Here is a 26,333-nt window from a genome sequence, read left to right as displayed (position 1 = left end):
GGCAACGGCGCGCCTGCGAGGAGGACCTTCCATGAATGTCGAGCAGCTGCTGAGCGGCAAGGGGCGCGAGGTCATCTCGGTGCAGCCGCACCGGACGCTGGCAGAAGCGATCCGCACGCTCAGCGAGAAGCGCATCGGCGCCGTCGTCGTCATGGGGAGCGACGGTGCGCTCGTCGGGATACTGTCCGAGCGCGACATCATCCGCGCTCTCGGCGAGCAGGGTGGCGAGGCTTTGGAGAGTGCCGTTTCGCGCTCGATGACCTCCAAGGTCGTGACTTGCCGGCCCCAAACCAGCGTCGACGAGCTGATGGAGATCATGACGACCGGGCGCTTCCGCCATGTGCCTGTCGTCGAAAACGGACGCGTCACCGGCATCGTCTCGATCGGCGACGTGGTGAAGTATCGCGTCGCGGCGATCGAGGCCGAAAGCCAGGCGATGCGCGACTACATCGCTATGGCCTGATGTGTCTTAACGCCCCCGGCTCAGCCCTGGGGCACGATATGGCTGGCGGCGACGAGGGCGGCGATATCGTCGAGCGCACGCTGCGCCGCCTGCCGCCCCAGCTCGATGGTCTCGTCGGCGCGATGGAAGTCGAACAGGCCGATGCGGCCGAGCTTAGGGCCGATCATCACGTCCGGCGGATCGCCGGCCAGGCGCGAGCGCGAGATCCGGTCCTGCGTGATGTTGAACGCCTCGATCATCACACCGGCGAGGCCGGGGCGATTCTCGGCCGGCCGCCCGACGATGTTGCGCACGCGTTTGGCCGCCCCGCTGATGCCGTCATACCAGCGCGGCTCGGGCCGCACCTCCAGCTCGGGCACGAGCTCGTCGGGATCGGAGCCATGGTTCTGGATGATCGTGCCGCGGCCGGACAGATCGTTGTTGAGGTTGACGCAGATCACGATGTCGGCGCCCAGCGCCCGCGCGGCCGTGACCGGCACCGGGTTGACCAGCGCGCCGTCCATCAGCCAGCGGCCGCCGAGCTTCACCGGGTCGAAGACGCCGGGCAGGGCATAGGAGGCGCCGAGCGCCTCGACCAGCGGGCCATGCGTCAGCCAGATCTCGTGGCCGGAGCCGAGCTCGGTCGCGATCGCGACGAAGCGATGCGATAGGTCCTCGATGCGGACGCCGTCGAGATGCTGGTCGAGCAGGCGCTTCAGCCGCCCACCCGCGATCAGCCCGGCGCCGCCGATATGGAAATCCATCAGGCCGACGATGCGGCGCTTGGTCAGGCTGGTGGCGAATTCTGTCAGTGCGGGCAGCTTGCCCGCGGCGAAGCAGCCGCCGACGACGGCGCCGATCGAGGTACCCGCGATGACATCGGGCGCGAAACCGGCTTCGACCAATACCTCAATGGCACCGACATGAGCCCAGCCGCGCGCCGCGCCGCCGCCGAGCGCCAGGCCGATCTTCGGTCTGACGGCCGCCGGTTGCCCGTTGATCGAGCGCATGTCGTTCATTACGGCACCACCCCCGCCAAGGCCAAAGGCTCGCCGTGCAACGCCATTCCACAGCATGGACCGTTCTCTCCACAGGGACAGAGAATCTCAGAAGCTGATGAGCGAAAGGTGAACGGCATAATCGGCGGTCATTATCGCCTGGATTTGACGGGACCGTGAAGGCGCAGCAGCAGCATTGCCGATGCGCACAAGTATCAGGTGCAAATGAGGAGCGGCCTCTCCGCGTCCTCCCGCAGCGGCTTAACCCGATAGAAGCAGGAGCAGCGGCCGGTATGGCAGCAGCCGCCATCGCCGCCGACCTTGACCTTGAGCCAGATCGCGTCCTGATCGCAATCGATCCGCATCTCGACGATGGTCTGGATCTGGCCGGAGGTCGCGCCTTTGTGCCAGAGTTCCTTGCGAGAGCGCGACCAGTACCAGGCCTCGCCGGTCTCGATCGAGCGCTTCAGCGCCTCGGCGTTCATATGGGCGACCATCAGCACCGCGCCGCTGTCCGCTTCGGTAGCGACGACCGTCACCAGGCCGTTCGCGTCGAAGCGGGGGCTGAGCACCGTGCCCTCCTCGAGGGCATGCTTGTCGGCTGCGGAGGGAAACAGGCTCATCTCGGTTCCATCACGAAAAAGGCGCGTCATGCGACGCGCCTTGTAGAGCAAGGGCGGTGCCCGGCCAAACCTGCGGTCACAGCCCCGGAGACTTCACCATGGTGAAGAAGCGGACCTGCTCGGCCGGATCGTTGCGGAAGAGGCCGCGATATTGCGAGGTCATGGTCGAGGAGCCCTGCTTCTGCACCCCGCGCATCGACATGCACATATGCTCGGCCTCGACGAGGATGGCGATGCCACGCGGCTCCAGCGCCTCCTCGATCACATCGGCGATCTGGGCCGTCATCGTCTCCTGCGTCTGCAGGCGGCGGGCATAGACGTCGACGATGCGGGCGAGCTTGGACAGGCCGACTACCCCTTTCGAGGGGTAGTAGCCGATATGCGCCTTGCCGACGAAGGGCACCATGTGGTGCTCGCAATGCGAATAGAACGGGATGTCACGGACCAGGACCATGTCCTGATAGCCCTCGACCTCCTCGAAGACGCGGTCGAGGATGTCATGCGGATCCTCGCCATAGCCCTTGTAGAATTCCTTGTAGGCCTTGGCGACGCGGCGGGGCGTATCGGACAGGCCTTCGCGCGACGGATCGTCACCCGCCCAGCGGATGAGCGTGCGGACGGCGGCCTCTGCTTCTTCCTGCGTGGGCTTGCGGACCAGAAACTTGTCGGCGGAGGGGCTGACGGCCCCCTCGACGGACAAGGACTTAACCACAGGGATCATGTGGTGCCTCCCGTTGGGACGATAGGAGCCCCGCGCTGCGACCGGGCGGCCGCGGCCACGAGGCCGTTGCGACAAGTTTCACGCCTTGCGGCGGGAGGGATGTCCATGCCCTCCCGTTCTACGGCGATCAACCCTATATTGGATCTCCGAGCCGGTCATTCCAGAGCCGCCAGAGCCGGATCCGATCAGGTTGTTCAACCTGATCGGTGAATCCGTCTCTGAACCATAATAGAGAACGCGTTGTCCGATCAGCTTGCGCTGCAAGCCGATCGGCGCGTGCTCTAGGACCAAGCCATGCTGGACGACGTCTACAACAAGCGCATCCTTTCGCTTGCCGCCAACATCCCCCTGCTGCAGCGCCTGCCGTCTCCGGACGCCACGGCGCGGGCTCACTCGAAGCTATGCGGCTCGACCGTGACAGTCGATGTCACCATGGAGGGCGATGTCGTCACCGGCTTCGGCCATGAGGTGAAAGCCTGCGCGCTCGGGCAGGCCTCGTCCTCGATCATGGCGGGCCACGTCATCGGCTCGACGGCGGAGGAGCTGCGGCAGGTGCGCGAGCAGGCCCGCGCGATCCTGAAGGAGAACGCTGATCCGCCCGAAGGCAAATGGGCAGATCTCGCCGTGCTCGTGCCGGTGCGGGACTTCAAGGCGCGGCATGCCTCGACCATGCTGACCTTCGACGCGGTCGTGGATGCGATCGACCAGATCGAGACGCGGCGGCGCGAGGCCGCCGCTTGATCATTTCATGCCGAAGGCGACCTTGATCTCCGGGATCGTCTCGTCGAAGCGCGACTTGAAGGCACGCTCCGCCAGCAGGGCCTTGGCGACGGCGCGTCCGACCTTGTCACCCGCGACGAGGTCGCTGGGATAGTGGAAGCCACAGATCAGGCGGCTTTCGTCATAGCTCTTAACCCGCTCTTCCAGCTTGTCCGCCATGTCGGGGACGGCCGCCTTGAGCAGCTCCGCATAGAGAGCAGCCGTCGCTGCATGACCCGAAGGGAAGGAGGTTCCTTCCGGACGCGCGCCGGGGCACGGCTTGACGCGGACCTTGGCCCAGAGTTGGAAGGGGCGCGGGCGGCTGGTGAGGCGATGGACGCTCTTCAGCAGGATGCTGAGCTCGACCTGCGCCTCTCGGAACAGCAGCCGCACCTCTCGATGGGTGTTGTCGACATAGCTGGTTTCCATGCCGTTCAGGAAGTTCACCAGGCCCTGGCGCTGGTCGGCGATCGCCTGCTTCTCGCGCTCGGGCGTCCGGTTCAGCGAAAGCTGCTGTACCTGCTCGAACTCGGCCTTGGCTTCCGGGCTGTTCTGCGCCGGCGGCAGCCCGGTGAGATGGGCGACATCGAGCTTGGCACCGTCGAGCCAGAGGAGGTAAGGCCGTTGCTGGGCTGATGCCGGCGCGGAAAGCACGAGGCTGAACGCCAGTCCGAGACCCGCAAGAGCATTGCGCAGGGGAGCCTGGCGCAGGGGGGCCTGGCGGAGCAGGGCATGGCGAAAGCGAACGGCGGGCATCATGTTTCCGGAATCAGGCGAGGGGAAGCGGTTCTGGTGACGGCTGAACGAAACGACGTAGATGATCTATTCCAGCGTCTCTTTGTTAAGCAAAGATTTTCGCGCCTGCGCCGGCTTGCACTTTTACCGCGCAGGCTCGCCCATATCCTGATCCGTGGTTACCAACTCAGCCTGTCCATGCTGGTTGGACGCCATTGCCGGCATTGGCCGAGCTGTTCCGCCTATACCGACGAGGCGATCCTGCGCTTCGGGTTGTGGCGGGGCGGGTGGATGGGATGCGCGCGGATATGCCGCTGCAACCCATGGGGCACGAGCGGTATCGACATAGTCTGCGAGGAATTGCCGCCGGGCGCGAGGTGGTATAGGCCGTGGGCCTATGGCCGCTGGCGCAGGACAAATGTGCCGGCGGCTTTCGATTCCGCCGCCGAACCGGCCACGGGCGGCGGAACGCACCCTTCACATCCGTAGCCGGCCTTGTCTTACGGGGCTTGTATCCCCGAGTGAGCAGGATATCCGATCGATGACGATCTCCCTGACATTTCCCGATGGCGCCAAGCGCGAATTTCCCTCCGGCATCACCGGGGCTGAACTCGCCAAGGGCATTTCCCCTTCGCTCCTGAAGCGCACCGTCGCCATGGCGCTCGACGGCACGGTCGTCGATCTCGCCGATCCGATCACCACCGACGCGAAGATCGAGTTCCTGAACCGGGAAGACCCGCGTTCGCTCGAACTGATCCGGCACGACACCGCCCACGTCCTCGCCGAAGCCGTGCAGGAACTCTTCCCGGGCACGCAGGTGACGATCGGCCCCGTCATCGAGAACGGGTTCTTCTACGATTTCGCCCGCAACGAGCCCTTCACCCCGGAGGACTTCCCGGCGATCGAGAAGAAGATGCGCGAGATCATCGCGCGCGACAAACCCTTCACCAAGGAGGTCTGGAGCCGCGACAAGGCCAAGGATTTCTTCGCCGCGAAGGGCGAGGCCTACAAGGTCGAGCTGGTCGATGCGATTCCCGCCGACCAGACGCTGAAGATGTATGCGCAGGGCGACTGGATCGATCTCTGCCGCGGCCCGCACATGACCTCGGTCGGCAAGGTCGGCAACGCCTTCAAGCTTATGAAGACGGCCGGTGCCTATTGGCGCGGTGACAGCAACAACGCGATGCTGACCCGCATCTACGGCACGGCCTTCGCGAAGCAGGAGGACCTCGACGCCTATCTCAGGCAGATCGAGGAGGCGGAGAAGCGCGACCACCGCAAGCTCGGCCGGGAAATGGACCTGTTCCACTTCCAGGAGGAGGGGCCGGGCGTCGTGTTCTGGCACTCCAAGGGCTGGCGGCTGTTCCAGGAGATCATCGCCTATATGCGCCGGCGCCTTGCCGCCGACTACGAGGAGGTGAACGCGCCGCAGATCCTCGACAAGTCGCTCTGGGAGACTTCCGGACACTGGGGCTGGTACCAGGACAACATGTTCGCGGTTAAGTCCGCCGCGGCCTTCGAGAATCCGCAGGACGCCGAGCGCGACCATCGCGTCTTCGCGCTGAAGCCGATGAACTGCCCGGGCCATGTCCAGATCTTCAAGCACGGGCTGAAGAGCTATCGCGACCTGCCGATCCGGCTTGCCGAGTTCGGCAATGTCCATCGCTACGAGCCATCAGGCGCGCTGCACGGGCTGATGCGCGTGCGCGGCTTCACGCAGGACGACGCGCATATCTTCTGCACCGAGGAGCAACTCGCCGCCGAGTGCCTGAAGATCAACGACCTGATCCTCTCGGTCTACGAGGATTTCGGCTTCACCGAGGAACTCGTCATCAAGCTCTCGACACGGCCCGAGAAGCGCGTCGGCTCCGACGCGCTCTGGGACCATGCCGAGGACGTGATGACCAAGGTGCTGGAGCAGATCGCGCGCCAGTCCGGCAACCGGATCAAGACCGAGATCAATCCGGGCGAGGGCGCCTTCTACGGGCCTAAGTTCGAATATGTGCTGCGCGACGCCATCGGCCGCGACTGGCAGTGCGGCACGACGCAGGTCGACTTCAACCTGCCGGAGCGCTTCGGCGCCTTCTATATCGGTGCCGATGGCGAGAAGAAGCAGCCGGTGATGGTCCACCGCGCCATCTGCGGTTCGCTGGAGCGCTTCACCGGCATCCTGATCGAGCACCATGCCGGGCATTTCCCGCTCTGGCTGGCGCCCGAGCAGGTCGTCGTCGCGCCGATCACCTGGGACGCCGACGCCTATGCCGAGGAGGTGACGATGGCCTTCCTCGGAGCCGGCATGCGCGCCCGCGCCGATCTCCGCAACGAGAAGATCAGCTACAAGGTGCGCGAGCACTCGCTCGCCAAGGTCCCGGTCATCCTGGCCGTCGGCAAGCGCGAGGCCGAGGAAAAGACGGTCACGATCCGCCGCCTCGGCAGCCAGGCGCAGACCGTGATGACGCTGTCCGAGGCGATTGCGTCTCTGACGCGGGAGGCGCTGGCGCCGGATCTGGCGCGCCGGGAGGCCTTGAAGAGGGCGTGAGGCCCTGGCCGTCATTCTCGGGCTCGACCCGAGCATGATGGAAACCAGCGTCACCCGTCGCGAGATTCTCGGGTCTGCGCTTCGCGCTGCCCGAGAATGACGGTCGAGGCCGTAGCCTCTAGCTAATTCCGCTCCGACCATGCCAGATTGCCGGCGATGCTGACGGGTTCCTATCGCAAGCGGCTCGAGGCCGATCTCATCCGCTGGGTCGATGGCGGCCTGCTCAACGCCGACAGCGCCGGAGCGATCCGCCGCTCCGTCGCCAGCGAGCACAGCGGCGTCCGCCTGCCGGCACTGCTCGGCTTGCTCGGCGGCCTGCTGATCGCATCGAGCGTGGCGGCTTTCGTCGCGGCGAACTGGGAGGCGATCCCACGGCTGGCGAAACTCGGCGCGATCCTGGCGGGCATCTTGGCGTGCTTCGCCATTGCTTTCCGGCTTGAGCGGGGCGGTTCGCCGCGTGGCAGCGATGCGGCCGTCACCTGTGGCGTGCTGATCTTCGCCGCCGGGCTCGCGCTGGTCGGCCAGATGTACCATCTGCCGACAGATTGGCCGGGCGGCGCGATGCTGATCGCGCTTGGCGGGCTCGCTGCCTCATTCCTGATGCGGTCGAGCGGGGCGCTGGCGATTGCGCTCTTGGCGATCTGCGCCTGGAGTGGCGGGCGTTGGGAGGAGGCGCGCGGCGGTGCCCATTTCGGCTTCTTCATTCTCTATTTGCCGGCGCTGTGGCTGGCCCTCTCGCGCAGCAACCGGCTGATTCATCATCTCGTCGTGCTCGCCGGGGCGCTCTGGATCGGCATGGTCCCTGGCTACGAACTGTTCGATCGCTTCGATTACGGCCTGCTCGCCTATGGTCTGGCGGTATCGGCTCTCTATGTGGCGCTGGGTGCGATTGCGCTCGATCGCGGCGGCCCCAGCCTGCTGACCGCCTGCCTGCCATGGGGCCTGCTTGGGCTCGTGCTCTGCCTGAATTTCGAGCTGGTCCGCATTCTCGACAATGACGAGGCGCGGGCGGGGCGTGCCTTTCTGTTCGTGTTCTATGCCTATGCCGTTGCAGTTCCGCTGACGGTCCTGGCGGCTGCGACGGCACGCGACCGACGCTTCACCTGGCCGCTGGCGGCGGCGCTCGTCCTGGCGCTGCTCGTGCCCGCCGTGTTCTGGAGCGGCAGCGCCATCGGCATGGCCGGCAAGATCACGGTGGCGAGCCTCGTCTTGCTTTCGGCGACCGCGCTGATGGTAGCAGGTGCGGCCGGAGGCGTCAGGCGGCTGGTGATGGCGGGCTCGATCCTGTTCGGCGTTGCGATCCTGATCCTGCTCTGGCAGACGATCGGCACGCTGCTCGACCAGTCGCTGTTCTTCCTCGTCGCGGGCGCGGCTCTGCTGGCGGTCGCCTCCGGCGCGCGGCGCCTGTTCGCGCGGTTGAACCCGCCCGCCGAGAAGGAGGCCGCATGATGCGCCCGTTCTCGGCCGACGCGATCGCAACGAGGATCCCGCTCCTCTGGCGCGCGATTGCGGCTGCGTTGCTGCTGGGGCTCGCATTGCTTGCGCTTGTCGAGCAGCGGGCGCGCATCCTGCGTGGCGGCGCGGAAGTGCGTCTCAAGACTGTTCCGGTCGATCCGCGCGATCTCTTCCGCGGCGATTATGTCGTGCTCGCGTACCCGATCAGCACGGTCGAGGCGGGGCAGGACGGCACGCAGCCCTATCGGCGCGGGGAGACCGTTTTCGTGACGCTGGGGCGCGACGAGCAGGGCTTCGCGCGGGCGACCGGGGTTTCGCGCGACTGGCCGAAGAACAGCAACGATGCGGTCGTGATCGCGGGGCGCGTGACCGCGGCAGGCGGTTGCGCCACCAATGCCGACGGTGACTTCGACTGCAGCGGCAATCGCAACCGGCTTCGTATCGCCTATGGGCTCGAGAGCTATTTCGTGCCCCAGGGCGAAGGCAAGGCAATCGAGACGACGGACAAGGCCCGCATAGAAGTCGTCGCTGGCGTCTCCGCATCAGGCGAGGCTGCGATCAAGCGCCTGCTGATCGATGGCAAGCCGGTCTACGCCGAGCCGCCATACTGAGACCGCGCCGGCCGACAGCGTCCAGAGCGCGCTGCATTCCAGTAAAAGCGAGGGTCATCCCGGACGCAGCGACGCGGAGATTCGGGATCCATTCCTGAACCTTTGCCGGCCGCGCTCCGGCATGGATCCGGATCAAGCTCGGGATGACCCGCGTATTGTCTTCGAGCGTCACGGGCTTCGAGCATCACATTGCCGTGTCGCGGACGCTTCGTCCCAACCCTGCCGCAAAGCGCGCTGATGGTCCGCCACACGCGCTTGTGACAATGCGCCGCGTGACGCCACTCCTCTTCGGTTATATGAACGGCAGATGAACGATCTCGACAGGGAACGTTCATCTTGAGGGCCGCCGGCGGGGAACCCGCGCCCGGCCGCCGCGTTCCGCACTAGCCTGCTGAAGGACAGCCGTCCGTGTCGTCCATTTCCTCCTTCAGGCGCTTCCTGCTCCTCGGCCAGCCGGCCGAAAGCACGGCGCGTTCGGGGGGCAGCCGCGATGCACGCATCGACGTGGTGCGCGGGCTGGCGCTGCTGATCATCTTCATCAACCACATGCCCGGGAACGTCGTATCGGCCTATATGCCGCATAATTTCGGCTTCTCGGACGCAGCCGATATCTTCGTGCTGCTGGCCGGCGTTTCGGCCACCCTGGCCTATGGCGGGCTGATCGAGCAGCGCGGCTTCCCGGTCGCGGCGCTGAAGCTCGGCGGGCGCCTCTGGACGCTCTACATCGCCCATATCGCAGTGTTCATCATCGTCTGCGGCGTCGTCGCCACGGCCGTGACGCAGACGCAGAACCCGCTCTATATCGAGGCGATCAACATCCAGCCCTTCTTCCGCGACACGGTCGAGGCGCTGATCGGCGCGCTGACGCTGACCTATCAGCCGTCCTATCTCGATATCCTGCCGCTCTATATCGTGCTGCTCGCGCTGTTTCCGGCGATCTATTACGCCGTGCGGATCAGCCCGCTGCTGACGCTCGCCGTTTCACTGGCGATCTGGCAGGCGGCGCTCGCCTTCGAGCTCAACTTGCCGAATGGCAACGCCGGCATCTGGTTCTTCAACCCCTTCGCCTGGCAGGTCGTCTTCACGCTGGGAATCATCATCGGCCGCGCGGCGCAGCTCGGCGTCGGCCTGCCGCGGCTGGTCTGGCTCGATGTCGTGGCGGTCGCGTTCATTCTCTTCGCATGGGTGATGAAGACGTCGGCCGGCAATCCGACCGGAATCGGCGCGCTGAGCGACTGGGTCGATTCCGTCCAGCTCGGCTCGGACAAGACGAACCTCGCCTGGACCCGGCTGATGCATGTCGGAGCGCTGAGCTGGCTCGCGATCCGCTGGCTGCCGGCCGGGGGCGCGATGGCAAAATCGGCGCTTGGACGCGCGCTGGCTTGCGCCGGGCAGAACTCCCTCCATGTCTTCTGTGTCGGGATCGTGCTTTCGATCATCGGCCAGATCGTGCTGGCGGAGACGTCCTTCGCTCTGGACGTTCAGTTGCTGATCTGCACCGCCGGCGTTACAGTGCTGACAGGCTTAGGGATTTTCCTGTCGTGGTACCGTTCGATCACGAAACGCGGCGCAAGCGCCGAGCCTACCCCGGCACGTGGCGCGCAGGCGCCGCGGCCTTCCTTCTCCTCGCGCTGAATTCCTTCGCCGCCGCCGTGCCGATGCCGGCACCAGCCGATGCCCGCTGCCGGATCGATGCGGCCAAGCCGGCTTTCCAGCCGAGCCTGCCGGCTGCGCGCAAGGCGCTGCAGGAAACCGGCCGGCTGACGGTCGTGGCGCTCGGTTCCTCCGCGACTGCCGGTTCCGGCGCCAGCGCCGAGGACAAGAGCTATCCGGCCGTGCTGCAGGCAGAACTGCGGCGCCGCCTGCCCGGAGCCGAGGTCAAGGTCGTCAACAAGGGTGTGGGCGGCCAGTCGGCCTACGACATGCTGTTGCGCATGCAGGTGGACGTCATCGACGAGAAGCCGGCCATCGTGATCTGGCAGACCGTGATCAACGACGCGATCCGCGACATCGGCGAGGAGAAGCTCGCCAAGATCCTGAGCAAGGGCATCGGCAAGGCGCGCGCGGCCGGGGTCGACATGATCCTGATGGACCTGCCGTGGCTGCCGCGCGAAGGACGCTATCCGCATTACGACGAGTATCGCGCCGTGCTGACGAAGACGGCGCAAGAGCAGGGCGTCTCGGTGTTCCCGCGCTATGCGCTGATGAAGGGCTGGTCGAATTCGCGCCAGTTCACGCCGGAGGAGCTCCTCGGCATGGATGGGCTGCATCTGGTCGATGCCGGCTATCGCTGCCTGGGCCTGCGCCTCGCCGACGGCATCGTCTCGGGCATCGGCAATGTCCGGATCGAGACGGTCGCGCCGGGCGTGAAACCGACCAACTGAGCCGGGCGCGTCATTCTCGGGCGGAGCCAAACGCAGATCCGAGAATCTCCCGCCGGGAAGGCGCTGGTTTCCGAGATGCTCGGGTCAGGCCCGAGCATCTCGGAGGGTTATTTCGCAAGCACCTCGATATCGCGGTCGCTGCCCGATTCGACCTTGAAGTCGCGCGAATAGACCTGCCCCTCCTGCCGGGCGATCAGGACGTAATCGCCCTCGGCCAGGATCACCTGCGGAAAAGCGCCGATCGCCTCGCGAATGACGTCGCCGCCGGGCGTCAGCACGCTGAAGGCCGTGCCGGCGAAGGCCTCGCCGCCGGCGGCGGCGACGAGCTTCAAGGTGACCTTGGCGGCGCGGTGATGGAGCGTCGCCTCTGTGACCTTGCCGGTCTCCACCTTCACGTCGGCGCGCTGGATGGCGTTAGAATCGCCGTAGGTGGAGACGACGTGATAGGTGCCCTCGGGCAGGCGGATGACCTCGCCGGCCTTGGCCCCGCTGGTGACGAGCCGGCCTTCCGAATTGCCCTGCAACGGCACGAAAACGGAGAAGGAGAGCTGCCCGGCGGATATCGGCGCGTCGCCGATCGAGCCCGCCAGCGACAGCGCGCCGGCGCTGATCTGCACCTGGTCGCGCAATCCTTGCGGCCCGAGGCTGACGCGCTTGGTGCCGCTGGCAAAGCCGTAGGCGGCGTGAACGATGTAGTTACCCGGCGGAAGCGAGAAGCTCGGCTCGGGTTCCGTGGAGCGCGCGGCGATCCGAGGCGAGGAGCCGTCAACGGTTTCGCTGAGGATACGCCAGTTCAAGCCGGACCGGATCGGCTTGCGATCACTTGCGAACTGGGCCGTGACGGCGAGCCGCGACTGGGCGGTCGCGGAGCCGGGGGCGGCTGGTGCCGGGGCGTCGGCACCCGGACCGGTATCGGGCGTCGGTGTCTGGGCCGAAGCCGGCGAGAACAGGACGGCCACGGCGAAGACGACGCCGGCCAAGCGGCGACCAGCTTCAAAACCATCCAATTCAAGCATGCTTTTCGTCCTCGGCGGCCCTGCGGCGATGGTGGAGCAGGTTCGCTTGTCCTCATCATGGCGAAGGAATAGGTCAATTCCATCGCCATCGTCAGGATGTTTCATGACCGATACGCTCTCTCTGCTCAAGCTGCGTCGCTCCGTGCCGCCGCAGTTCCTGTCCGCTCCGGGGCCGCAAGGGGCGCAACTCGACGAGCTGCTCGCGATCGCCGCCCGCGTGCCCGATCACGGCAAGCTCGCGCCCTGGCGCTTCGTCATCTTCACGGGCGCTGCCCGGGAAGAGGCGGCCGAGGTGGTCGCCCGCGTCTTCCGCGAGCGCAATCCGCAGGCGAATGACGATCAGGTCGAATTCGAGCGCAAGCGCCTGCTGCACGCGCCGGTCATCGTCGCCGTGGTCTCGCGGGCGCGCCAGCACGTCAAGATCCCGCTCTGGGAGCAGGAGCTCTCGGCCGGCGCGGTCTGCATGAACATGCTCGTCGCCGCCTATGCGATGGGCTATGCCGGCTCCTGGCTGACGAACTGGTTCTCATTCGATCGGACGGTTTTGACCGAGTTCGGGCTGGCCGAGGATGAGCGGATGGCCGGCTTCATCCATATCGGCACGCCGACGGCGCCGATCACCGATCGCGACCGGCCCGTGATGTCCGACATCGTCAGCTATTACGGGGCCTGACATGACCTATTACTCGGCGACGAAGGACGATCTCGGCTTCGCCCACGACCCGTTCAAGGCCATCGTGGCGCCGCGGCCGATCGGCTGGATCACGGCGCTGAGCGCGAAGGGTGAGGTCAATCTCTCGCCCTACAGCTTCTTCAACGCGATCTCGTCGCGGCCGAACATCGTGATGTTCTCATCGGAGAACAAGAAGGACGCCGTCGCCTTCATCGAGGAAACCGGCGAATTCACCTGCTCGCTGGTGACGAAGGCGTTGGCGCAGCCGATGAACCTGACCTCGGCGCCGCTGCCGCGGGGCGAGAGCGAGTATCCTCATGCCGGGCTGGAGATGGCGCCGTCGCGCTTCGTCAAGCCGCCGCGCGTCGCCGGCACGCCGGCCGCGCTCGAATGCAAGCTGCTCTCGATCCAGCAGTTGCAGGACCTCGACGGCAATGCCGTGCCGCGCTGGATGGTGCTGGGGCAGGTCGTCGGTACCTTCGTCGACGACGCCTTCGTCAAGGACGGGCGCTTCGACACGGCCGGTGCCAACCCAATCGCGCGCTGCGGCTATGCCGATTATGCCGAGGTGACCAGCCTGTTCTCGATCCAGCGGCCGGCGGGCGGCTAGGGCAGCCGTCGCGCGGGCGTTCATTCTCGGGCGGAGCGAAGCGCAGACCCGAGAATCTCGGGATGCGAGAGCACCGGAGCCTCCTTCCGCGTGAGATGCTCGGGTCAAGCCCGAGCATGACGCTCTGTGTCGACTGGCTTCAGCCCTGCGCCAGCGGACCCTTGGCGCGATAGTCGCCGAGTTCCGCCAGCGCCTTGTTGATCGTTTCTGCGTTGAGGGCTGTCCCTTCGGGCAGGGTCAGGCGCGGCGGGTCTAGCGTTACCGTCGCGCCCGGTGCCAGCGCCGTGGCGGCGCGCTGGACGCGCGAGGCGCAGCCGCCGCAATGCATGCCTGAAACTTCAAAAACCTGAGTCATTCGAATCGCCTCCGGCTGTTTATTCAGCCAGTTTCCGAGCGCGCGCGACGAGCCGCTGCGCCCTGATCAGATGGGGACGATCCAGCATTTCGCCATCGAGGCCGATCACGCCGGCGCCGGGATTGGCTTCGAACAGCGCGATGATCTGCTCGGCCTTGGCGAGCGCAGCGGGCGAGGGCGAGAAGATCTCGTTGATGGGCGCGACTTGCGCCGGATGGATCGCCATCTTGCCGGTGAAGCCGTCCCGCCGCGAGGCGAGGCATTCGGCCCGGAAGGCAGCATCGTCGCGGAAGTTGGTGAAGACGGTATCGATCGCGTCGACCTGCGCGGCGCTCGCGCCGAACAGCGTGAGCGCGCGGGCAAGGCGGTAGGGGTCGGTATAGGAGCCGTCCTCGAGCCGGTTGGTTTCGGCGCCGAGATCGGCCGAGAGGTCCTCGGCTCCCCAGGTCAGCGCCATCAGCCGATGCGAGGAGCGGGCGTAGCTGCCGAGGCCGAAGATGCCCTTGCCGCTTTCGGTCGCGATGGGAAGGATCCGCGTCGCGCCGTCGGGGAGGTCGGACTCCGCCTCGCGCACGGCGATCTTGGCGGCGAGATGGCCGACATCGATCCCGCCTTCCGATTTCGGCAGCATGATCGCGTCCGGTGCGCCGGGCATGACGGCGTCGAGATCGGCCTCGCTCATTCCGGTGGTCAGGCCGTTGATGCGCACGATCAGCAGCGGGCGCTTCGGCAGCGCGCGTGCCGAATCGAGAAAGGCGCGGGTGATCTCGCGCGCCTGCGGCTTGCCGTCGAGCGCGACGGAATCCTCGAGATCGAGGATCAGGGCGTCGGCGCCGCTGTCCAGGCCCTTCTGCTGCTTCTTGGGGCTGTCGCCCGGCACGAACAGGAGCGAGCGCATCCGGGTCAGACCGCGACCGTGGCGGGTGCCGGCCGCTTGCGCATGAAGGCCTGGCGGCGGCACTGCGCGACGAGCGTGCCGTCCTGCTTGTAGGCCTTGTGCAGGAAGTCGACGATGCCGGCATCGGGCCGCGAGCGCGACTCGCGCTTGGCGACGATCTCGGTGGTGCAGTTGATCGTGTCGCCCTCGAAGAGCGGGGCGGGGAAGCCGACATCGGTCATGCCGAGATTGCCGATGGTGGTGCCGACGGTGGTGTCGTTGACGGATATGCCGATCATCAGCCCAAGCGTGAACAGCGAGTTCATCAGCGGCTTGCCCCATTCGGTCTCGGTCGCGCAGAAATGCGCATCGATATGAAGAGGTTGCGGATTGAGGGTCATGTTCGAGAACAACATGTTGTCCATCTGCGTGACGGTGCGCGTCAGGCCGTGCTCGATGACTGCGCCGACCTGGAAATCCTCGAAATAGATCCCGCCACGCTTGTGACGCACCACATCCGCCATCGACGCCTCCGCCTTCGCTAAGGCCGGCCGCTGAGCCGGCGCGAGAAGTCGTAGAATGCCGCCCGCCGGTAGGGAAGCGGAAAGCGCGGCGTTAAGCTCCGGCAGGGCATCTTAACGGTTCGCTTACCATAATGGAGCAGTCTTCGGACTGCGCTTCCGCGCTGCGCGGCGGCTGCATGCCGAAGGTCTCGATGTTCCTCTTCACCACGCCGCAGAGCCGCGACGCGCAGCCCGCCAATCCGGTCGTCAGCGCCATTCGCCAGGGCGCCGAAAAGACGGGTGCGGGCTTCGACTATCTGCTTAAGACGGCGCAGCGCGAATCCTCGCTGGAGCCGGACGCCAAGGCGAAGACATCGAGCGCCACGGGGCTCTTCCAGTTCATCGAGCAGACCTGGCTCTCCATGGTGAAGCAGGAGGGCCCGAAGCAGGGGCTCTCGCAATATGCCGACGCCATCTCCGAGAGCGGCGGGCGGCTTACCGTTTCCGATCCGGCGGCGCGGGAGAAGATCCTGCAGCTGCGCAATGATCCGCAGGTCGCGGCCGTCATGGCCGGGGCCCTGACGCAGAAGAATCGCGACCAGCTAGCCGGTGCGCTCGGGCGCCCGCCGCAGGGTGGCGAGCTCTATATGGCGCATGTGCTGGGTGCGCGCGGCGCCTCCGACCTGATCCGGACGGCCGCCAGCGATCCGAGCCGGGTCGCGGCCAGGGATTTTCCCGAGGCCGCTACCGCCAACCGCTCGATCTTCTACGACAAGGCGGGCCGGGCGCGCAGCGTCCAGGAGGTCTACGGGGTGCTGGCCGCAAGCCATGCCAGCACGCAGGTCGCCGCCACCACGACACAAGGCGCCCAATCGGGGCAGGGCGATATTCCCGAGGTCGAGATCGCTGCCGCGCTGCGGCCGGGCCGGGCAAAGGGGCTCGTCGGCCTGTTCTCGACAGGCGGCTCGCGCGATCCGGTCTCGAAAGCCGTCGCCAATCTCTGGACCACGCCGATCCAGGGCGGCACGCGCATGGCGTCGCTCGGGGGGGGCGAGCGCTATTTCCCGCGCCCTGGCCAGAGCGATGCGAACGCGGCGTCGGACGCGAGCGCATCAGCCGCCAGCGCGATGCCCGTCGATGCCGGCAAGGTCGTCAGCGCGCCGCTGCCGCCTTCGCGGCCGAGCGAGCTGTCACCGGTCACTGCTGCCGCGCCACAGCCCGTGGGCAAGGCCCGCCGCGCGCCGCTCGATCTCTCCTCCTTCATGACCCGGCGAGGCGGAGCATGATCGTTCGCCGTTTCCTGCTCTGGGCTCGCACGGCCCCAGCCGAGCCGCGCGCTGCGGGCGCCGCCGCGCTGGCTGGAGCCTATCTGCGGTCCGGCATGTCAGATGAGGATCGCCGCGAAGCCGAAACCGCGCTGATCGCCTTGATCGACGATCCTTCGCCGCTGGTGCGCCGGGCGATCGCCGAGGAAATGGCGCCGTCGATGCGCACGCCGCGCAACCTCGCGCTCGGCCTCATCGCCGATCAGGGCGATGTCGCGGCGCTGGTGCTGGCACACTCGCCGGTGCTCACCGAGGCCGACCTCGTGGATGCCGCCGCCGTCGGCGACACGCTGGCGCAACGCGCCATCGCGATGCGCCGTTGCCTGCCGGTGAGCGTCTGTGCGGCGCTGGCCGAGGTCGGCTGCGAGGAGGCTCTGGTCACGCTGGCCGGCAATCGCACGGCCGAAATCCCGGATTTCTCCTTCGAACGCATCGTCGAACGCTTCGGCGACAGCGGCGGCCTGCGCGAGGCCTTGCTGGAGCGGGCCGATCTTCCCGCCGGCTTGCGCCAGGCGATCGCGGCCAGGGTTTCCGAGACGCTGGCGAGCTTCGTCGCGGGATGCGGCTGGCTGACGCCTGAGCGCAGCGCAAGGCTGGCGCGGGAATCGACCGAGCGAGTCGCGGTGGCGCTTGCCGCCGGCGGCGAGGCGACCGACGCGCCGGCGATCGTCGAGGTCCTGCGGGCCACCGGCCGGCTGACGCCCGGCCTGATGCTGCGTTCGCTGCTCAGTGGCGAGCCGGCGCTGGCCGAAGCCGCCTTCGTTTCGCTGTCGGACCTGCCGGCCGGCCGGGTCGCGGCGCTGCTGCGCGACCGGCGTGGCGCCGGGCTCAAGGCGCTCTGCCGCAAGGCCGGGCTGCCGGCAGCGCTCGAACTGGCTTTCATCGCCGCGATCCTCGCCCTCAACGCGCGGGGCTTCGATGCCGGCAGCGCGCGGCACGGCATCGACCGCGAATTGCTGCGCGACGTCCTGATCGCTTGCGAGGGAATGGCGGGGCCGGAAGCGGATGCGCTGATGGCGCTGCTGCGGCGCATGGATGCGGAGGCTGCCCGCGAGGAGGCGAAGGCCATGGCGGATTCGCTTGCCGACGACGCGGCGCTCGCCCTGATGATCGAGGCCGACCCATCCTTCCTGATAGAGCTCGAAGCCGGCGACCTGCGCGACGCAGCCTGAGACGAGGTCTCAGTAACCGAATTGTTCGCGCAGGATGCGCTCGTCCAGGCTGTGGCCGGGGTCGTGCAGCATGACCAGATCGACATCGCGGTCGATTTCGATCGAGACGGAGCTGACCTCGTCGATCTGGGTGTGGTCGGCGACAGCGCTGACCGGTCGCTTGTCGGCTTCCAACACCTCTATGAAGACCTTGGCATGGTCAGGCAGCAGCGCGCCGCGCCAGCGGCGGGGCCGAAATGCCGAGATCGGCGTGAGCGCGAGAAGGGGCGCATCCAGCGGCAGAATCGGCCCGTTGGCCGAGAGATTGTAGGCGGTGGAGCCGGCCGGCGTCGCCAGCAGAAGCCCGTCTGCTATCAGCTCCGAAAGCCGCACCTGCCCGTCGACCGAGATGCGCAGTTTTGCGGCCTGGTAGGAGCGGCGCAGCAGCGAGACCTCGTTGATCGCCTTGGACTGCACCGTCACGCCGTTGCGGTCGACCGCTTCCATCGAGAGCGGGTGGACGACACTGCGCTCGGCCATTTCAAGCCGCTTGCGCAGCCCGCGCTCCTTGAATTCGTTCATCAGGAAGCCGACGGAGCCGCGATTGATCCCGTAGATCGGCTTGCCCGTTCCGAGAAAGCGGTGGAGCGTCTGCAGCATCAGCCCGTCGCCGCCAAGCGCGACGACGACGTCGGCCTCGGCCGGAGCGGCATTGCCATAGCGCTCGACCAGCTTGTCGAGCGCTGCCCGCGCCTCAGGGGTATCGCTGGCGACGAAGGAGATCGCGCCGAAACGTTCGGTCATAGCGTGTCCTGAAGCGGCAGGCCTTGCGGCATGGGCGCAGGCTTAACACGACCGGGCCGCAGGCCGCGAGACTCCGCCGACGATAAAACCCGCCGGAGCCCGCCGTTTATGGACGGAACCGCGCCGTCATTCCGGGGCATCGCGCCAGCGATGAGCCCGGAACCGAGAACCGGTGCCCTCGGTGATGAAGGCGCGGCGATGGTCATGCTTGAGATAGGCGGCATCGGTTCTGGGTTCCGGGCTCGGTCTTTCAGACCGCCCCGGAATGACTGAGTGGTTCCGTCTCAAGACGGCAGCCTCGGACGAAAAAGGCCGGGCTGGATGCCCGGCCTCGATCGAAAGCACTGAGGCGAAGCCCGTCAGATCGCCGGGCTCCACTGCACCGGCACCATTTCGAAGCCCTTGCCGTCCTTGGCGATATGGCCGACGGCCGGGAAGGGCGCATGGTAGAAGGCGACCTGCATCCGGTCGGCCGAGACCATGTCGAGCAGCTTGCGGCGGGTGGCGGCGGCTTGGGGGCCGTCCATGTCAAAAACAGCCGACCAGTCGGGATTGCGCACGAAGAGCGCGGGATGATTGGTCGTGTCCGACATGATCATCAGCTTGCCGTTGCCGGAGGTGAGCGCGAAGACGGTGTGGCCGGGCGTATGGCCGGGCGCCGCGATCGGGGTCAGGCCCGGCAGGATCTCCTTGCCCGGCTCGAACTGCTTCACATCCTTCGCGACGGGGCCGAAGACGCGCCGTACGCCGGCGAAGGCGCCCTTCATGGCCTCCGGGGCGGCGCTCATCTTGGCGTCGTCCATCCAGAAGGCCCATTCGGCGGCCGGCACCATCACTTCCGCGTTCGGGAAGACGGCGCTGCCGTCCTTCAGCCGGAAGCCGTTGATGTGGTCGCCGTGGAAATGGCTGAACACCACGGTCGAGACGTCCTTCGGATCGAAGCCGGCGGCCTTGAAGTTCGTCATCCAGCTGCCAGATGTCGGCGCGCCGGAATCGCCGTTGCCGGTGTCGATCAGCGTGAGCTTGCCGCCGCTCTGGATCGCGAGGGTGGTGAAGGTGATGTTCAGCGCATCCTGCGGCAGGAAGGCCTGCTCCATCGCCTTCTTGACGTCGGCCAGCTCGGCATTGCGAACGAAGCCTTCGAGCGGGCGCTTGCCGAAGCCGTCATTGATCGCGGTCAGCGTGATGTCGCCGATCTTGTAGCGGTAGAATCCGGGAGCTTGGTTCACGGGAACTCCTTGGGCTTGGGCCAGACCAACCCCGGGAAGGTCCAGGGTCGTAGCGGCAACGAGAGCACCCGCGCCGACGATGGCGGCGCGGCGTGAAATAGTGACGTCATGCATGGTTTTCTCCCCTCAAGTCACAGGCAAACTAACGAGGGGAAGTGACTGTTCAACCGCCATGATCTGCCCATGGGTCAAGTTTCCGTGAGGCGGGAAGCCGATGCGGGCACTGCCGCTATCTGGTCGGTTTCGGTTTCTGCCCGCGCAACGGGTTCGCGACGGGCGAGGGCGCGCAGCATGGCCGCACACAGAGCGAGAGAACCCATCACACCATGGCCCGAGCAGTCGGCGACCAGCGCCTGGAAAGCCATGGGATCATCGCCGGCGAGGCATTGCAGGCTCCAGCTCCAGCTGGGAGCCTTCTGCCGCAGCAGGGAAACGGCCACGTCGATATCGGCGCTGACGGCGCCGAGCGTCTTCCAGAAAGAGCCGTGCTGATAGATGCCGCCGGCCGGCGTGCGGCGCGTGGCAAGCCGCGTCGGCTTGCGCCGCACGATGTAGCCGAGCGCCTCATAGATATCGGCATCCAGCTCCCTTGTGGGCTTGCTGGAGGTCTCGCAGCGCGCGGCCAATGTCAGGAGATAAGTCCGGTCGTCCATTCCGGTTCGCATAGGGATCGAGCAGCGATGAGGCCGCCGGATGGCGGCTCTGTTAACCCGACATCTACCCCAGAATGATGTGTGCCGGCCAGCCATCTGTTCCGGCCGGCGTTGCAGGTAGGCTCGATCCGACCGGTCAGGGCTCGACATTGCCGCGAGCGCGGCCTCCGGGAACCCTGCAGGAGCAGCCTGTGCCGAGCGGAGCAGGCTCATAGAGCGTGCAGATCTTCACCGGCGTGCTGCACTGGGCACCACTTGCCGCGGGGAGAACCTCGTAAGCCGGGTAGGCAGGATACCCATAGGCGGGGTAGGAGGCCGCGGCGCCGATCACCGCTGCGGTGGCGAGGCCGGACGCCACGCCCCAATAAGGATAATAGCCGCCGCCCCAATAGCGCCGGTAGGGGTAATACCCGCCCCAAGCGCGGCGCGGATAAAAGCCGGCGCCGTACCAGCCGCCTCGCGCGCCCCATCCGCCGCGCCATCCGGAACCGTAGCCCGGGAAACCGGGGCGCACCCCATAGGCTCTCATTCCGATTCCATGGGTGCGAAATCCGCCGCCATGAAACCCGCCGCCATGAAACCCGCCACCATGAAATCCGCCGGCACGAAAACCGCCGCCTCCGTAACGAGGTTGCGACAAGGTCTCCGTGGCGCTGGCTAGCAGCAATGGTGCGATGGAAGCGGCGACGAGCAGAGAACGGCGCATGCGAACCTCCCCCCGAAAAGGCAGTCACCCCAAACACTGAACGTTGATTGGTGGCTCAGGTTCCGCCGGCGGCGCAGCGATCAATCGAACCAGCGCGACTGCGATTTGCAGCGATAGCCGACAAAGCAGGCGTCGCGGTCGCGGCTCGGCACCCAGGCTGGGTCGAGGCCCTCGTCGAACTGGCAGAAGCTGCGGTCGCGAACGAAGCGGTCATAGGTGAAGCCGCCCGTGCCGAGGACGATGGCGCCTTGGGTCTGGACGTCGCTCTGGCTCGCGGCGCAGGGGCGCGAGACGGTCGAGGGGCGTGACTGGGCGGTCGCGATCCCCGCATTCAGCACAAGAGCGAGCGTGAGAGCGATGACCTTCATCGAAGCCTCCGGGCCTGGCGAGGCGGATAACCGTTCCGCCCGCCAAAACGTTCCCAGAGCAGGATGGATGTCAATCCTGCCCAGCATTGCCCCACACAGTCAGCTCAAGCTGCGACGCCGGCAAGCGGCCCGGTGATCGCGGTAATCGACCTGATCTCGCTGGCGACCTTGTCGGCGATGGCCTTGGGGTGATCCTCCTGGAGATAGTGACGCCCAGCCCCGAGCAGAACGAACTTGCAGTTCGTCAGGCCTGCGGCGAAGGCGGCACCGAAAGCCGGCGAAACCAGCGCTCCGGGCTCGCCCGCGAAAAGCACCTTGCGATAGGTCGAGGTCGCGAGCGCGCGATGGGCCTCGCTCAGCCGGTCCCAGACATCGGCGGGCTTGCGCTCGATCGGTAGCTCGTTCGGCAGGCGCCAGACCGGCAGCCGGCTTTCGCGGGTCGGGAAGGGCGCGCGATAGACATCCATCTCCGCAGGGGCGAGGGGACGGGTGATCGAGGCGGGCAGGACCCGACCAAGGGCGCTCTGTCGTTGAGCAGATCATCGCGCGCGATTTAAAGGGAGAGATGCGCTCTAATCTTCGCGCGACCGCGAGTAAAACGCGCGACGAGTTCTCGAAGGTGCAACTTGGCTAACGCGCTTCCAGGGGCCTGTGGGGCGCCTGTCGGGCTATGCGAGGAAGCTGGTCGAGACCGAACGGCCCGCACAGCGAGAGCTGCGAGGCCATCTTCGGGTGACGCGGAAGCTGACGCTTGGCCAGGAAGAGGCCGTACCGGCTGGCGGGCTCGCTGGTGCTCCCGATGCCGAGGCAGATCGATCCAACCTGTCTGGTCGCATCGCGACTCGACAGGGAGCCCGCAATTATGCCGAGCGCTTCTTGCGGTCGTCCTTGCGGTTATCCTGCTCGACCACCACCTTGCCCGACCTCATGATGGTCGCGATTGCCAGCGGTGGCTTGCCGGATTTCTCCGAAATCGCCTGGTCCTGTTCCATGATCGTCGAGCGCGCAGGCTCGTCCCCATCCAGGCCGCCGAGCAATGCGGTTGGCACCCGCCGGTTGGAGGTTCGGGAGCCATCCTCATAGACGACGTCGAACATGGTGAACTCGGTGTCGAGCGCTTTGGATTTCGTTCGCTTTGCCATTCCCGCTTCCTCGACGCGATGCTTGCCGGTTACCCGAAGGATGGCTGGTGCCGGCGGAGAGGATCGAACTCCCGACCTTCGGTTTACAAAACCGCTGCACTACCGCTGTGCTACGCCGGCGCCGTGGCGTCCAGTTTCGGGGCTGGACCGGATCGCTCGCGGACGGCGCAAGCAATCGGTGCAGCGGTTATCAGCGGATGGCCCCGAGGGCAAGCGCGATGCTCGGCCTCCCCCCGACTTTCCGGGTACTTAAAACGAAAAAGCCCCGCCTCAACCGAGGCGGGGCCAGGATCGCCGTCAGGCGATGATCACTTCAGGATGTCGCGGTTCTTGGTTTCCGGCAGGAACAGCAGGCCGATCACGAAGGTGCCGAGCGCCACGATGATCGGATACCACAGGCCGGAGAAGATGTTGCCGCTGGCCGCCACGATGGCGAAGGCCGTCGGGGGCAGGAAGCCACCGAACCAGCCATTGCCGATGTGGTAGGGCAGCGACATGCCGGAGTAGCGGATGCGGGTCGGGAAGAGTTCGACCAGCAGGGCCGCGATCGGGCCGTAGACCATCGTAACGAAGAGGACGAGCACGAAGAGGATGCCCACTGCCTTCATGGCGCGGCCGTCGGTCAGCACCTGGCCGATGGAGGGCGTCTTCAGGATCGTGGCGTCACCAGCCTTCGGATAGCCGGCGGTCTGGGCGGCGGCGACGAGCTCGGCAGCGCCGACAGGCGCATCCGCACCGTTGATGGTCGCCTTGAGCGGCGAGCCGGCCGGTCCGGGTACCAGATCGTAGTGGATCGAGTTGGTGGCCAGGGTACGGCGGACGACGTCGCACGGCTTGGTGAAGGTCCGCACGCCGACGGGGTCGAAGAGCGTGCCGCACTGCGCCGGATCGGAGGTGAGGACCAGCTTCACGTTGTCGGTGGCCGCGATCAGCTTCGGGTTGGCCGTGTTCGCGAGCATCGTGAACAGCGGGAAGTAGGTCAGCGCCGCGATCAGGCAGCCGGCGAGCAGGATGGGCTTGCGGCCGATCTTGTCCGAGAGCCAGCCGAAGAGGATGAAGAACGGCGTGCCGGCGAGCAGCGAGAGCGCGATCAGCAGGTTGGCGGTGGTGCCGTCGATCTTCAGCGTCTGCGTCAGGAAGAACAACGCGTAGAACTGGCCGGTGTACCAGACGACGGCCTGGCCGGCGGTGCCGCCGAACAGGGCGATGAGGCCGATCTTGGCATTCTCCCAGTTGCCGAAGGCCTCGCGGAGCGGCGCCTTCGAGTGCGTGCCCTCTTCCTTCATCTTCACGAAGGCCGGCGATTCGGCGAGCTGGAGACGGATCCAGATCGAGAAGCCGAGCAGGATGATCGAGAGCAGGAACGGAATGCGCCAGCCCCAGGCGGCGAAAGCCTCCGGCGACATGCTGAGGCGCAGGCCGAGGATGACGATCAGCGATAGGAACAGGCCGACCGTCGCGGTCGTCTGAATCCAGGAGGTGTAGAAGCCACGGCGGCCCATCGGGGCGTGCTCTGCGACATAGGTCGCGGCACCGCCGTATTCGCCACCGAGCGCGAGGCCCTGCAGCAGGCGGCAGATGATGAAGGCCGTGGGCGCGAGATAGCCGATCGTCGCGAAGCTCGGGAGCAGGCCGACGACGAAGGTCGCGAGGCCCATGACGGTCATCGTCACGAGGAAGGTGTATTTGCGGCCGATCATGTCGCCGAGGCGGCCGAAGAACAGCGCGCCGAACGGGCGGACCGCGAAGCCGGCGGCGAAACCGAACAGCACGAAGATGAACTTCGCCGTGTCGTTGTCGCCGGGCACGAAGGTCTGGGCGATGTTGGCGGCGAGCGAGCCTGCCAGGTAGAAGTCATACCACTCGAAGACCGTTCCGGCCGACGAGGCGATGATGACCTTCCTTTCTTCCTTGGTCATCGGGCGCGGCGCTGCGGCCGACCCCGATGTCTGCGATGCCATGCTCATGGCGCTTGTCTCCCCTGGTGAAATTCCAAGCCGGGATGTCCCGGCCGCTTCGTTCCGCGCGTCTCGCGTTTCTGACGTGGCGATGAGCGCGCTGCCGGCCGGAGGACGAATCCTGCCATGCCAGCCTGGACCGAAGGTTTGCGCGCCTGATTGTCGCAGGGCAATCAAGCACTTGGTCTTGCACCGTTCGTCTTAAGACTATCGGCGGGGCGGGGAGAGGCGGTTAGCTGTGGAAAAGCAGTGGCTTTCCTGCACGCGCAAACCCACTATACTCGGCTTCGGGAGGCCTGACGAGATGCGGTCGAGGAGACGCGCGATGCTGCGGCTTGCCATCACCCTATCCTGCAGTTTTTTCGTCGCGGCCACGCTGTCGACGAGCGTGTTCGCGGCCGGGCGCAGCTTCGGGCCCGCAGCGCCGGTCGGCATTGGCCACGGGCGGCCGGGCCTCGCCCATCCTCACCCGGGCGTCCGGCCCTGGCGTGGTGCGGATCGCAGGGCCTATGGCCGGCATCATCGCCAGCTGGGCTGGGGCGGCTTCGACTATCCCTGGGCCTGGCCCGGTTTCGACACGGCGTCCGGCGGCGTCACCGTCATCGAACGGCAGGTCGAGGCACCGAAGCCGATCGATCCATACGCCTTCGAGAACCTGATGCCGCGAGCCGGCATCCGGCCCTCGCCCACGCCGGAGCCGACGATCTATCGTCTCGAGGGCCCGCGCTCGCGTCCGGTGGCCCGGGTCATCCGGATCGCCGGTGCCGACGATGCGCGAGACGGCGCACGCAGCCGTTTCGCACATGCCGAGACGGGCGCGCTCCTGCTGACGGTGCCGCGCCGCTGACGGCTGTCAGGGCTGGCGACTCGCGACATAGAGCGCGATCGCCGTGGCGTTGGAGACGTTGAGGCTGGTGATCGCGCCGGGCACTTCGAGCCGCGCGACATGGTCGCAGAGTTCGCGCGTGCGCTGTCTCAGGCCCTTGCCCTCGGCGCCCATCACCATGACGAGGGGCCGCCCCAGCGCGACATCGTCGAGCGCCACATCGCCATCCGAATCGAAGCCGATGCGCAGGAAGCCGCGGGCGCCCAGCGTGTCCAGCGCATCGCCGAGATTGCGCACGGCGATGAGCGGCACATGCTCCAAGGCTCCGGAGGCCGATTTCGCGAGAACGCCGGTCGCGGCCGGCGAATGGCGGATGGTGACGATGACGGCTGCCGCGCCGAATGCCGCGGCCGAACGCAGGATGGCGCCGACATTATGCGGATCGGTGATCTGGTCGAGCGCCAGCACGACCGCATCGTCCGACAGGCTGTCGAGCTCGGGCGAGGGCAGGGGATCGCAGACGAGATAGAGGCCCTGATGCACCGAATCGGGCGTCAGCAGGCGGTCTATCTCGGAGGGGCGCACGATCTCCGGCTCGAGCGGCAGCGTGCCGACCTGCTCCTCCAGGCGCCGCAGCCCGTTCTCGGTCGCGAGCAGGCGCCGGTGATGGCGTTGCGGGTTGCGCAGGGCCTCGACGACGGGATGGACGCCATAGAGCACGGCCTCGTCGATGTCGCCGGGGCGATGCGGCGGCGGGGCTCCGGTGCGGCGGGCGTTGCCGGGTCTGCCGCCCGCAGGCCGGGCTTGTTTCGGGCGAAATGGCGGGGCCATCGCATTCTCCAGAATTCACCGGATTGCCGTGCCATGGCG

General features: G+C 66.7%; 30 protein-coding genes and 1 tRNA gene. 13 read left to right on the top strand and 18 right to left on the bottom strand.

Translation table 11 applies throughout. From position 1 onward, the window contains the following. Positions 1 to 31: 31 nt before the first annotated feature. Positions 32 to 463, top strand: coding sequence for a CBS domain-containing protein (locus AC1DVA_RS09945; protein WP_265053884.1), 432 nt, complete (start codon positions 32 to 34; stop codon positions 461 to 463). Between the two features lie 20 nt (positions 464 to 483). Here the strand turns inward: AC1DVA_RS09945 and AC1DVA_RS09940 are convergent, their stop codons facing one another. From AC1DVA_RS09940 to folE, 3 genes are all read right to left on the bottom strand, one after another. Beyond that, entirely contained in the window at positions 484 to 1,461 is a 978-nt protein-coding gene (locus tag AC1DVA_RS09940; RefSeq protein WP_476805792.1) for a patatin-like phospholipase family protein, read from the bottom strand. Positions 1,462 to 1,655: 194 nt separating this feature from the next. After that, positions 1,656 to 2,063, bottom strand: a complete 408-nt coding sequence (gene hisI, locus AC1DVA_RS09935; protein WP_476805830.1) for a phosphoribosyl-AMP cyclohydrolase — start codon at positions 2,061 to 2,063, stop codon at positions 1,656 to 1,658. A 76-nt stretch (positions 2,064 to 2,139) separates the two neighbouring features. Further along, positions 2,140 to 2,784 carry a GTP cyclohydrolase I FolE gene (gene folE, locus AC1DVA_RS09930; protein ID WP_476805791.1) on the bottom strand — a complete coding sequence of 215 codons (645 nt, stop codon included), beginning with the start codon at positions 2,782 to 2,784 and terminating at the stop codon, positions 2,140 to 2,142. A gap of 294 nt (positions 2,785 to 3,078) precedes the next feature. Here folE and AC1DVA_RS09925 point away from each other — a divergent pair, with 294 nt between their 5' ends. Beyond that, complete coding sequence (locus AC1DVA_RS09925; protein WP_476805790.1) at positions 3,079 to 3,525, top strand: iron-sulfur cluster assembly scaffold protein; 447 nt, start codon at positions 3,079 to 3,081, stop codon at positions 3,523 to 3,525. Here AC1DVA_RS09925 and AC1DVA_RS09920 read toward each other — a convergent pair whose 3' ends face one another. Then, positions 3,526 to 4,299 carry a phosphatase PAP2 family protein gene (locus AC1DVA_RS09920; RefSeq protein WP_476805789.1) on the bottom strand — a complete coding sequence of 258 codons (774 nt, stop codon included), beginning with the start codon at positions 4,297 to 4,299 and terminating at the stop codon, positions 3,526 to 3,528. 105 nt (positions 4,300 to 4,404) lie between these two features. Between AC1DVA_RS09920 and yidD the strand changes: the two genes are divergently transcribed. The 6 genes from yidD to AC1DVA_RS09890 all read left to right on the top strand — a co-directional run bounded on the left by yidD (position 4,405) and on the right by AC1DVA_RS09890 (position 11,267). Next, a complete protein-coding gene (gene yidD / locus AC1DVA_RS09915) occupies positions 4,405 to 4,767 on the top strand; it encodes a membrane protein insertion efficiency factor YidD (protein ID WP_265054843.1) in 363 nt (120 codons plus the stop codon). A 52-nt stretch (positions 4,768 to 4,819) separates the two neighbouring features. After that, complete coding sequence (gene thrS, locus AC1DVA_RS09910; RefSeq protein WP_476805788.1) at positions 4,820 to 6,817, top strand: threonine--tRNA ligase; 1,998 nt, start codon at positions 4,820 to 4,822, stop codon at positions 6,815 to 6,817. Between the two features lie 156 nt (positions 6,818 to 6,973). Continuing rightward, entirely contained in the window at positions 6,974 to 8,266 is a 1,293-nt protein-coding gene (locus AC1DVA_RS09905) for a DUF2157 domain-containing protein (protein ID WP_476805787.1), read from the top strand. Further along, complete coding sequence (locus AC1DVA_RS09900) at positions 8,263 to 8,883, top strand: GDYXXLXY domain-containing protein (protein WP_476805786.1); 621 nt, start codon at positions 8,263 to 8,265, stop codon at positions 8,881 to 8,883. Before AC1DVA_RS09905 ends, AC1DVA_RS09900 begins: the two co-directional genes overlap by 4 nt. Before the next feature lie 408 nt (positions 8,884 to 9,291). Continuing rightward, a complete protein-coding gene (locus AC1DVA_RS09895) occupies positions 9,292 to 10,518 on the top strand; it encodes an OpgC family protein (protein ID WP_476805785.1) in 1,227 nt (408 codons plus the stop codon). Continuing rightward, positions 10,425 to 11,267, top strand: coding sequence for an SGNH/GDSL hydrolase family protein (locus AC1DVA_RS09890; protein WP_476805784.1), 843 nt, complete (start codon positions 10,425 to 10,427; stop codon positions 11,265 to 11,267). The genes AC1DVA_RS09895 and AC1DVA_RS09890 overlap by 94 nt, the downstream gene beginning before the upstream one ends. A 107-nt stretch (positions 11,268 to 11,374) precedes the next feature. Here the strand turns inward: AC1DVA_RS09890 and AC1DVA_RS09885 are convergent, their stop codons facing one another. After that, the gene (locus tag AC1DVA_RS09885; RefSeq protein WP_476805783.1) at positions 11,375 to 12,283 is read right to left on the bottom strand and encodes a hypothetical protein; all 909 of its coding nucleotides are present in this window, start codon (positions 12,281 to 12,283) and stop codon (positions 11,375 to 11,377) included. A gap of 103 nt (positions 12,284 to 12,386) precedes the next feature. Here AC1DVA_RS09885 and AC1DVA_RS09880 point away from each other — a divergent pair, with 103 nt between their 5' ends. Both AC1DVA_RS09880 and AC1DVA_RS09875 read left to right on the top strand, forming a co-directional pair. Then, positions 12,387 to 12,956: a nitroreductase family protein gene (locus AC1DVA_RS09880; RefSeq protein ID WP_476805782.1), complete on the top strand. Its 570-nt coding sequence runs from the start codon at positions 12,387 to 12,389 to the stop codon at positions 12,954 to 12,956. 1 nt (position 12,957) lies between these two features. Next, complete coding sequence (locus AC1DVA_RS09875) at positions 12,958 to 13,566, top strand: flavin reductase family protein (RefSeq protein WP_476805781.1); 609 nt, start codon at positions 12,958 to 12,960, stop codon at positions 13,564 to 13,566. A 139-nt stretch (positions 13,567 to 13,705) separates the two neighbouring features. Here AC1DVA_RS09875 and AC1DVA_RS09870 read toward each other — a convergent pair whose 3' ends face one another. The 3 genes from AC1DVA_RS09870 to AC1DVA_RS09860 are packed head-to-tail and all read right to left on the bottom strand — an operon-like array spanning position 13,706 to position 15,322. Further along, positions 13,706 to 13,921: a heavy-metal-associated domain-containing protein gene (locus AC1DVA_RS09870; protein WP_265053871.1), complete on the bottom strand. Its 216-nt coding sequence runs from the start codon at positions 13,919 to 13,921 to the stop codon at positions 13,706 to 13,708. Positions 13,922 to 13,940: 19 nt separating this feature from the next. Next, positions 13,941 to 14,819 carry an HpcH/HpaI aldolase/citrate lyase family protein gene (locus AC1DVA_RS09865; protein WP_265053870.1) on the bottom strand — a complete coding sequence of 293 codons (879 nt, stop codon included), beginning with the start codon at positions 14,817 to 14,819 and terminating at the stop codon, positions 13,941 to 13,943. 5 nt (positions 14,820 to 14,824) lie between these two features. Then, complete coding sequence (locus AC1DVA_RS09860; RefSeq protein ID WP_265053869.1) at positions 14,825 to 15,322, bottom strand: MaoC family dehydratase; 498 nt, start codon at positions 15,320 to 15,322, stop codon at positions 14,825 to 14,827. Positions 15,323 to 15,498: 176 nt separating this feature from the next. On the opposite strand from AC1DVA_RS09860, the gene AC1DVA_RS09855 reads away from it, so the two are divergent. Continuing rightward, on the top strand, positions 15,499 to 16,587 hold the full coding sequence (locus AC1DVA_RS09855) for a lytic transglycosylase domain-containing protein (RefSeq protein ID WP_476805780.1): 1,089 nt from the start codon (positions 15,499 to 15,501) through the stop codon (positions 16,585 to 16,587). Further along, on the top strand, positions 16,584 to 17,798 hold the full coding sequence (locus AC1DVA_RS09850; RefSeq protein ID WP_476805779.1) for a DUF2336 domain-containing protein: 1,215 nt from the start codon (positions 16,584 to 16,586) through the stop codon (positions 17,796 to 17,798). Before AC1DVA_RS09855 ends, AC1DVA_RS09850 begins: the two co-directional genes overlap by 4 nt. Positions 17,799 to 17,807: 9 nt before the next feature. Here AC1DVA_RS09850 and AC1DVA_RS09845 read toward each other — a convergent pair whose 3' ends face one another. The 9 genes from AC1DVA_RS09845 to AC1DVA_RS09805 form a co-directional block, all read right to left on the bottom strand. Further along, positions 17,808 to 18,581 (bottom strand): NAD kinase, encoded by a 774-nt coding sequence (locus tag AC1DVA_RS09845; protein WP_476805778.1) that lies wholly within the window; start codon positions 18,579 to 18,581, stop codon positions 17,808 to 17,810. 359 nt (positions 18,582 to 18,940) lie between these two features. After that, entirely contained in the window at positions 18,941 to 19,810 is an 870-nt protein-coding gene (locus AC1DVA_RS09840) for an MBL fold metallo-hydrolase (protein ID WP_476805777.1), read from the bottom strand. A gap of 188 nt (positions 19,811 to 19,998) precedes the next feature. Next, entirely contained in the window at positions 19,999 to 20,463 is a 465-nt protein-coding gene (locus tag AC1DVA_RS09835) for a hypothetical protein (RefSeq protein WP_476805776.1), read from the bottom strand. A 136-nt stretch (positions 20,464 to 20,599) separates the two neighbouring features. Beyond that, positions 20,600 to 20,992: a hypothetical protein gene (locus AC1DVA_RS09830; protein WP_476805775.1), complete on the bottom strand. Its 393-nt coding sequence runs from the start codon at positions 20,990 to 20,992 to the stop codon at positions 20,600 to 20,602. 257 nt (positions 20,993 to 21,249) lie between these two features. Then, a complete protein-coding gene (locus AC1DVA_RS09825; protein ID WP_476805774.1) occupies positions 21,250 to 21,537 on the bottom strand; it encodes a hypothetical protein in 288 nt (95 codons plus the stop codon). Positions 21,538 to 21,641: 104 nt separating this feature from the next. Then, a complete protein-coding gene (locus AC1DVA_RS09820) occupies positions 21,642 to 22,004 on the bottom strand; it encodes a hypothetical protein (RefSeq protein ID WP_476805773.1) in 363 nt (120 codons plus the stop codon). A 393-nt stretch (positions 22,005 to 22,397) separates the two neighbouring features. Next, on the bottom strand, positions 22,398 to 22,679 hold the full coding sequence (locus tag AC1DVA_RS09815; RefSeq protein ID WP_476805772.1) for a hypothetical protein: 282 nt from the start codon (positions 22,677 to 22,679) through the stop codon (positions 22,398 to 22,400). Between the two features lie 45 nt (positions 22,680 to 22,724). Continuing rightward, a tRNA-Thr gene (locus tag AC1DVA_RS09810) sits at positions 22,725 to 22,799 on the bottom strand. Between the two features lie 188 nt (positions 22,800 to 22,987). Beyond that, positions 22,988 to 24,646 carry an MFS transporter gene (locus tag AC1DVA_RS09805; RefSeq protein WP_476805771.1) on the bottom strand — a complete coding sequence of 553 codons (1,659 nt, stop codon included), beginning with the start codon at positions 24,644 to 24,646 and terminating at the stop codon, positions 22,988 to 22,990. Positions 24,647 to 24,962: 316 nt separating this feature from the next. Here AC1DVA_RS09805 and AC1DVA_RS09800 point away from each other — a divergent pair, with 316 nt between their 5' ends. Continuing rightward, positions 24,963 to 25,484 (top strand): hypothetical protein, encoded by a 522-nt coding sequence (locus AC1DVA_RS09800; protein WP_476805770.1) that lies wholly within the window; start codon positions 24,963 to 24,965, stop codon positions 25,482 to 25,484. Positions 25,485 to 25,490: 6 nt separating this feature from the next. Here the strand turns inward: AC1DVA_RS09800 and rlmB are convergent, their stop codons facing one another. Continuing rightward, positions 25,491 to 26,294, bottom strand: a complete 804-nt coding sequence (gene rlmB, locus AC1DVA_RS09795) for a 23S rRNA (guanosine(2251)-2'-O)-methyltransferase RlmB (protein WP_476805769.1) — start codon at positions 26,292 to 26,294, stop codon at positions 25,491 to 25,493. Positions 26,295 to 26,333: the final 39 nt, after the last annotated feature.

Source organism: Allobosea sp. P4_C6 (assembly GCF_056402015.1).
The sequence above is the reverse complement of the archived record's forward strand: the minus strand, read 5'-3'. Positions and strand labels throughout refer to the sequence as shown.